Source organism: Neisseria sp. HMSC064E01 (genome assembly GCF_001808875.1).
In the GTDB taxonomy this organism is placed as follows: domain Bacteria; phylum Pseudomonadota; class Gammaproteobacteria; order Burkholderiales; family Neisseriaceae; genus Neisseria; species Neisseria sicca_A.
The window spans coordinates 54,001-61,158 of the sequence record NZ_KV794963.1 but is presented as its reverse complement, the minus strand read 5'-3'; the positions used below and the strand labels follow the sequence as shown (position 1 = coordinate 61,158).

At 50.9% G+C, this 7,158-nt stretch carries 7 protein-coding genes; 2 read left to right on the top strand and 5 right to left on the bottom strand.

The features are described from left to right. Positions 1–106 precede the first annotated feature (106 nt). From HMPREF2572_RS10610 to HMPREF2572_RS10590, 5 genes are all read right to left on the bottom strand, one after another. Positions 107–637, bottom strand: coding sequence for an alpha/beta hydrolase (locus HMPREF2572_RS10610; RefSeq protein WP_070498465.1), 531 nt, complete (start codon positions 635–637; stop codon positions 107–109). Between the two features lie 10 nt (positions 638–647). Then, positions 648–992 carry a hypothetical protein gene (locus tag HMPREF2572_RS10605; RefSeq protein WP_070498463.1) on the bottom strand — a complete coding sequence of 115 codons (345 nt, stop codon included), beginning with the start codon at positions 990–992 and terminating at the stop codon, positions 648–650. Next, complete coding sequence (locus HMPREF2572_RS10600) at positions 979–1,758, bottom strand: exodeoxyribonuclease III (protein ID WP_070498460.1); 780 nt, start codon at positions 1,756–1,758, stop codon at positions 979–981. The genes HMPREF2572_RS10605 and HMPREF2572_RS10600 overlap by 14 nt, the downstream gene beginning before the upstream one ends. 381 nt (positions 1,759–2,139) lie before the next feature. Then, the gene (locus tag HMPREF2572_RS10595; RefSeq protein WP_070498458.1) at positions 2,140–2,913 is read right to left on the bottom strand and encodes a transferrin-binding protein-like solute binding protein; all 774 of its coding nucleotides are present in this window, start codon (positions 2,911–2,913) and stop codon (positions 2,140–2,142) included. A gap of 178 nt (positions 2,914–3,091) precedes the next feature. Further along, a complete protein-coding gene (locus HMPREF2572_RS10590) occupies positions 3,092–3,730 on the bottom strand; it encodes an acid shock protein (protein WP_070498456.1) in 639 nt (212 codons plus the stop codon). Positions 3,731–3,996: 266 nt separating this feature from the next. Here HMPREF2572_RS10590 and hrpA point away from each other — a divergent pair, with 266 nt between their 5' ends. Next, complete coding sequence (hrpA, locus tag HMPREF2572_RS10585) at positions 3,997–5,391, top strand: ATP-dependent RNA helicase HrpA (protein ID WP_083294233.1); 1,395 nt, start codon at positions 3,997–3,999, stop codon at positions 5,389–5,391. 188 nt (positions 5,392–5,579) lie between these two features. After that, a complete protein-coding gene (locus tag HMPREF2572_RS10580) occupies positions 5,580–7,157 on the top strand; it encodes a phosphoethanolamine transferase (protein WP_210385312.1) in 1,578 nt (525 codons plus the stop codon). Position 7,158 lies beyond the last annotated feature (1 nt).

The following is a 7,158-nucleotide window of genomic DNA, read 5'->3' as shown; positions in this document are numbered from 1 at the left end:
TCCTGATTTAAAGTTAATCCACTATACTTGCCTGCGAAAAGGTCGTCTGAAACCTGATTTCCAGTTTCAGACGACCTTTTATTCTTTATCCTTACAAGCGTTTTGCTCAACTCAACAGCATTTCCTGCATCAGCTTCATGCCCCATTGCCAGCCGCCGAGTGCGCCGTTGAGCGTGCCGGAATGTGGCGACAGGAGGAGGCGGGCGTTCCACAGGTTTGCCTGTTCTGCCGCCCAGTTGCGCAGCGTGCCGTTTTGTTCGGCGATGACAAGCGCGGTGCGGCAGGGGCAACGGACGCGCTGGAAGGTGTGTATTTCATCGTCGGGGAAGGCTTCTGGACGCGGCGACACAAGGATGATGTTGACGATTTTTTTCTGTGTCAGGATGTCGGTTTGGTAGAGCCACGCCAGAAAAGCGGATACGCCTGCGCCGTGTGCGACGACGGCGATGTGTTCGCCGCTGATGCCTTCAAACGCTGTTTGAATATTTGCCTGCCATTGGGCGATGCTTTGATTGGCGGAAGCGGCAGCGGTTTGGACGACGGGATAGCTGACCGCCCAGCGGTCTATCCACATTTCTGCTTCGTCCGCGTCGCGTATCAAGAAAAGCGTCAGGTCTTCGAGTTCGAAAGTTCGCATTTCAGACGACCTATTTGAGCAAATCGTTGAGCGTAAAGGTAATCAAGAGCACGGCGGGGACACTTAAGATGGCACAGGTGGCGAGGCAGATCAGGATGTTGGCAATCAACCGCCAGCCTTTCCAGCCGAAACATTTGGCGGCAATCAGGAGGCAAGGCAGCGAAAACAGCAGCCACACCACCGCCCAAAGCGGATTTGCGCGGGTCATTTCAACCCAGCCGGACATCCGCGCCAGCATGAATATCGTCCACACCAGCATAGGCAATACAAACGCGGCGACCACCCATGCCGCGCCTATGCCGGTTTTACCGTTCATGTTCCAATCGTATTTGCCGAAAACTTTATTGGGTAGCATAGTCGTACTCCACGACCAACGGGGCATGGTCGGAAAATTTCTCGTCTTTATAAACATGCGCGGACACCGCTTTGGCGGCGAGTTCAGGCGTAACCATCTGATAGTCGATGCGCCACCCGACATCCTTCGCATACGCCTGTCCGCGGTTGCTCCACCAAGTGTAGCCCGGATTGTCGGGATAGAGCGTGCGCCACATATCCGTCCAGCCGAGCGTATGGATGACTTTGCCTATCCATTCGCGCTCTTCCGGTAGGAAGCCTGAGTTTTTCTGATTGCCTTTCCAGTTTTTCAGGTCGATGTTTTGGTGGGCGATATTCCAGTCTCCGCAGACGACGATGTCGCGCCCCTCCGCCTTCATGGCTTCAAGCATGGGGTAGAACGCATCCAAAAAGCGGTATTTCAATTCCTGTCGTTCCGGCGCGCTGGTGCCGCTGGGCAGATAAAGCGAAATCACTGACAACTTGCCGAAATCGCAGCGCACAAACCGCCCTTCCCTGTCGAATTCTTCAATGCCCATGCCGATTTGCACATGGTCAGGCGCGCGTTTGCTGTACACCGCTACGCCGCTGTAACCGCGTTTTTCGGCGCAATGCCAATGGCCGTGCATCCCGTGCGGATTTTTCATTTCGTCGGACAAATCGGCTTCCTGCGCTTTAAGTTCCTGCACGCAGACAATGTCCGCATCTGATGCGGCGATGTATTCGTAAAATCCTTTTTTGTAGGCGGAGCGGATGCCGTTGACGTTGGCGGAGATGATTTTCAGCATAATTTTGTGTTTTGGAATATTGGTTTGAGAAGAAAAAACGGATTGTAACCGATATAGAGGAATCGCGACAAAACCGCCCTTTCTTTTCCTTGCAACTGCTTGCGAATGCTTCAACATTGCCTTTGCGAGAGCCAACCATAAAAATAGGTCGTCTGAAAACGGATAACCAAACCGTTTTCAGACGACCTTTCCCCTTGGGGTGGCTCGAAGATTCAAAATTTTGTGCTTTTTTCGTTTTTAAATACTTTCTTCTTTGGCAGCAATGCCCGTAAGATGACCAATATTACAGTACCGTTGCTACGCATCCGATATTTATACCGAAAGCCTTGGAATTTTGAATGTCTGCACCCCTTGTAAAAAAGTAAATGCAACTTTCACTTTTTATTGTTTTTGACCGGCAAACGTCCCTACGATTTTACCGACCTGATAAACACCGGCTGTCTCTGCGGCTGCGGAACCGAAGAAACCGCCGTGTATTTCTGCCGTCGGGGTGACGGAAGAAAATCTGTTGCCGTTGATATCCGCATCAACGGTAAGCGTTTTGTTGAAATAGCCGAGGCTGCCGCTGACTTTTTTGCTTTCAAAATCGGCAGTCAGGCGACCTGTACCGTATCCCTGCGCCAAAGTACCGCGCACGCTGACGGTCGATACGTCGTAAACCGCCTGTCCGATTTTCGGCATTTCTGCTTCACGGGTAAAATTGCCGTTGAAGAACGCATAATTGTTTTGCGATTCGGTCTTCACGATACCGGCAACCGCATCGGGTGTGCTGTGGTGCAGGACATAATTGCCGCCAAAATTGGCAAGGCGTTTATTCTCGGAACCGCCGACGCTGTCTCGCCAGCCGTTTTTAAAACTCTCGCCTTGTACGGCTGCAAGATCGACCTCTACGCCCTCGATGGTGATTTTGTTCCAATCGGCATGATTGAATGCCACTGCGGAATCAGAAGAATTGGTTCCGCTGAAAAATTGTTTGCCGGATTCTGGTTTTTCCGACTTCGCAGCTACCGGCAATTCTGAAGCAACGGTTGCCGCGGGCAGGGCTTGGGCAGATTTTGGAGTCTGTGTCGGAGTGGATTGCGTACTGGGGGAAGAACTGCCGCCACCGCAGGCAGATAAGGCTGCAACACAAATCAAAGCAAGATATTTTTTCATAATGTTGTTCTTAAAATTGTTATCTGAGGAAGACAGGAACGCATTCTAAGTACAAACAATATGACTTTGTAATAAATATGCCAAACGAGCAATTTTTACGACCAACGGCAATAATAAAGGCCGTCATAAAGTCTAAGTTGACTTTCAGACGACCTTCTAACGACCTTTTTATCAGTGTTTAACTACATTGTTGGCGCAAAGCTTTGTCACGCTCCATCTGCACATTAATCTTATTCACCAAGTCCTTATCCAACAATTCGCTCTCATAATGATCCTGCATCGCATCTAAAATTTGAATGCAGGCGGCTTTGTTGTTTGCCTGACGGTACACATCGGCGGCATCGTTGGCGGCGGTCACTGTTTCAATCGGATTGAGGAAATCGCCGCACTGTTTCAGATAGTTTTGCTTGATGTCAGCTGCTTGTTCGAATTTTCCTGAACGTAAGGTCGTCTGAAAACGGTTTTCCATCTGTTTGACGCTTGGTTGCGAACAGACCTGCGGCAACTTGTAATAATCCGACGAGAAAGATACGCCTGCGCCGCAATAATTGTCGCAGCCTTCGGCATCCACTTTTACCTCATCCCCCTTGAATTGGAACGATATTTGGCAGCCTTCTCCATCTTTCCAAACCTTATTCTTATCCATCTTGCCTTGTGCGCTACATATATGTCCGCGCTCGTTGGCAGATTCAATATTGAACTGGTTGCCGTTGATTTTCAGCCAATCGTAAGCAATGGGCTGTTTCGTTCGATACTCCGCGGCAAATGCCACGCTGCCCATGCTCATCGCCAAAACCAAACATAAAATCTTTTTCATAGATATTCCTTTTTATAGTGGATTAACTTTAAATCAGGACAAGGCGACGAAGCCGCAGATAGTACATCAGGACAAGGCGACGAAGCCGCAGACAGTACAAATAGTACGGCAAGGCGAGGCAACGCCGTACTGGTTTATAGTTAATCCACTATATTAAACCATACAGCCTGCCTGCAATAGCGGTCTCCACAGTACTCATACCGATTAGGCAAAGCCAGTTTGCTATAATACTACCTTTCTTATTTTCACCGATATCCGCCCGTACCATGCCCCATCCCGATTTCTCCCAAACCCTCTCCAAAGACCGCCATTTCCTGCAATCCGCCTTCAAAAATCCCAACAAATACGGCGGTTTGTCCAAAGTCGAAGAAAAATACAAAAAGTCGCACGAAATCTTTTTGAAGCGTTTGGCCGCCTTGCCCAAACCCGAGTTCGACAACACCCTGCCCGTTCACGAAAAGCTCGAGGAAATCAAAAAAGCCATTGCTGAAAATCAGGTAACGATTATTTGCGGCGAAACCGGTTCGGGCAAAACCACGCAGTTGCCCAAGATTTGTTTGGAACTCGGGCGCGGGGCGGCAGGCTTGATCGGGCATACCCAGCCGCGCCGTTTGGCTGCGCGTTCGGTGGCGGAGCGGATTGCCGAAGAGCTGAAATCGGAAATCGGCAGCGCGGTCGGCTATAAAGTGCGCTTCACCGACCACACCTCGCGCGATGCCTGCGTCAAGCTGATGACCGACGGCATCCTGCTGGCGGAAACCCAGACCGACCGCTACCTCGCCGCCTACGACACGATTATCATCGATGAAGCACACGAACGCAGCCTGAACATCGACTTCCTGCTGGGCTACCTGAAACAGCTACTGCCGCGCCGCCCCGATTTGAAAGTCATCATCACCTCGGCAACCATAGACGCAGAACGCTTCTCCCAACACTTCAACGGCGCGCCCGTGCTGGAAGTGAGCGGACGCACCTATCCCGTCGAAATCCTCTACCGCCCGCTGACCAGCAAAGACGAAGACGACGCGGAAGTAGAACTGACCGACGCGATTGTCGATGCGGCGGACGAATTGGCGCGACACGGCGAAGGCGATATTTTGATATTCCTGCCGGGCGAACGCGAAATCCGCGAAGCCGCCGAAGCCCTGCGCAAATCCACGCTGCGCCGCAACGACGAAATCCTGCCCCTGTTCGCGCGCCTGTCGCACGCCGAACAGCACAAAATCTTCCACCCCTCAGGCGCAAAACGCCGCATCGTGCTGGCAACCAACGTCGCCGAAACCTCGCTCACCGTGCCGGGCATCAAATACGTCATCGACACCGGCCTCGCGCGCGTCAAACGCTATTCCGCACGGGCAAAAGTGGAGCAGCTTCATGTCGAAAAAATCTCCCAAGCCGCCGCACGCCAACGCTCCGGCCGCTGCGGACGCGTCTCCGCAGGCGTGTGTATCCGACTGTTTTCAGAAGAAGATTTTAACAGCCGTACCGAGTTTACCGATCCCGAAATCGTCCGCAGCAACCTCGCCGCCGTCATCCTGCGCATGGCTGCGTTGAAACTCGGCGACGTGGCGGCATTCCCATTTTTAGAAATGCCCGATTCGCGGTATATCAATGATGGATTTCAGGTGTTATTGGAATTGGGGGCTGTGGAGGTCGTCTGAAAATTAAGTAGGGCAGGCATTTATGTCTAACCTACAAAACCAAAAACAACCTACCGCCCTTAATCAACTCTACCAACCATTTTCAAACGACCTCATTCTTGAAAAACAATCTGTAAACAGATAGCTGTAAAGAATAATGTTGCCACGCACCCAAAACCCTGCATGCAACTTTTATTGTGAAATTTCCCATTATGAAAAAATCCCTTTTCGTTCTCTTTCTGTATTCATCTCTACTTACTGCCAGCGAAATCACCTATCGCTTTGTATTCGGGATTGAAGGTCTGCCGGCGGCAAAAATTGCGGAAACGTTTGCGCTGATATTTGTGATTGCTGCGCTGTATTTGTTTGCGCGTTATAAGGCTTCACGGTTGCTGATTGCGTTGTTTTTCGCGCTCAGCATCATTGCCAACAATGTGCATTACGCGGTTTATCAAAGTTGGATGACGGGCATCAATTATTGGCTGATGCTGAAAGAGATTACCGAAGTCGGCAGCGCAGGCGCGTCGATGTTGGATAAGTTGTGGCTGCCTGCGTTGTGGGGTGTAGCGGAAGTCGTGTTGTTTTGCAGCCTTGCCAAGTTCCGCCGTAAGACGCATTTTGCCGCCGATATATTATTCGCTGCGGCGATGTTGCTGATTTTTGGACGTTCATTCAGTACGACGCAAGAACACGGCATTTCGCCCAAACCGACATACAGCCGCATCAAAGCCAATTATTTCAGCTTCGGCTATTTTGTCGGGCGCGTATTGCCATATCAATTATTTGATTTAAGCAAGATTCCTGTGTTCAAACAGCCTGCTCCAAGCAAAACCGGACAAGGCGGTATTCAAAATATCATCCTGATTATGGGCGAAAGCGAAAGCGCGGCGCATTTAAAACTGTTTGGCTACGGACGCGAAACTTCGCCGTTTTTGACCCAGCTTTCGCAAGCCGAATTCAAGCCGATTGTGAAACAAAGCTATTCCGCCGCTTTGATGACGGCTGTGTCCCTGCCTAGCTTTTTCAATGCCATACCGCATGCCAACGGCTACGAGCAAATCAGCAGCGGCGATACCAATATGTTCCGCCTCGCCAAAGAGCAGGGTTACGAAACGTATTTTTACAGCGCGCAGGCGGAAAACGAGATGGCGATTTTGAACCTGATCGGCAAAAAGTGGATCGACCATCTGATTCAGCCGACCCAACTCGGCTACCGCAACGGCGACAATATGCCCGACGATAAGCTACTGCCGCTGTTCGACAAAACCAATTTGCAGCAGGGCAAGCATTTTATTGTGTTGCACCAACGCGGTTCGCACGTCCCATACGGCGCGCTGTTGCAACAACAGGATAAGGTGTTCGGCGAAGCCAATATCGTGGACAAATACGACAGTACCATCCACAAAACCGACCAAATGATCCAAACCGTGTTCCAGCAGCTGCAAAAACAGCCTGAAAACAACTGGTTGTTTGTCTATACCTCAGACCACGGGCAGTATGTGCACCAAGACACCTTCAACCAAGGCACGGTACATCCCGACAGCTACATCGTACCGTTGGTGTTATACAGTCCTGATGCCGCCGTGCAGCAATCCGCCAACCAAGCCTTTGCGCCTTGCGAAATTGCCTTCCACCAGCAGCTTTCAACTTTCCTGATTCACACGCTGGGCTACGATATGAAGGTTTCAGGCTGCACCGAAGGCTCGGTAACGGGCAACCTGATTACAGGCGATGCCGGCAGCCTGAACATCCGCAACGGCAAAGCAGAATATGTTTATCCGCAATAAG

Excerpts from the sequence above, each read along its gene's own strand:
- hrpA (WP_083294233.1), top strand. The coding sequence starts at position 3,997 with ATGCCCCATCCCGATTTCTCCCAAACCCTCTCCAAAGACCGCCATTTC.
- HMPREF2572_RS10590 (WP_070498456.1), bottom strand. The coding sequence starts at position 3,730 with ATGAAAAAGATTTTATGTTTGGTTTTGGCGATGAGCATGGGCAGCGTG.
- HMPREF2572_RS10600 (WP_070498460.1), bottom strand. The coding sequence starts at position 1,758 with ATGCTGAAAATCATCTCCGCCAACGTCAACGGCATCCGCTCCGCCTAC.
- HMPREF2572_RS10605 (WP_070498463.1), bottom strand. The coding sequence starts at position 992 with ATGCTACCCAATAAAGTTTTCGGCAAATACGATTGGAACATGAACGGT.
- HMPREF2572_RS10595 (WP_070498458.1), bottom strand. The coding sequence starts at position 2,913 with ATGAAAAAATATCTTGCTTTGATTTGTGTTGCAGCCTTATCTGCCTGC.
- HMPREF2572_RS10610 (WP_070498465.1), bottom strand. The coding sequence starts at position 637 with ATGCGAACTTTCGAACTCGAAGACCTGACGCTTTTCTTGATACGCGAC.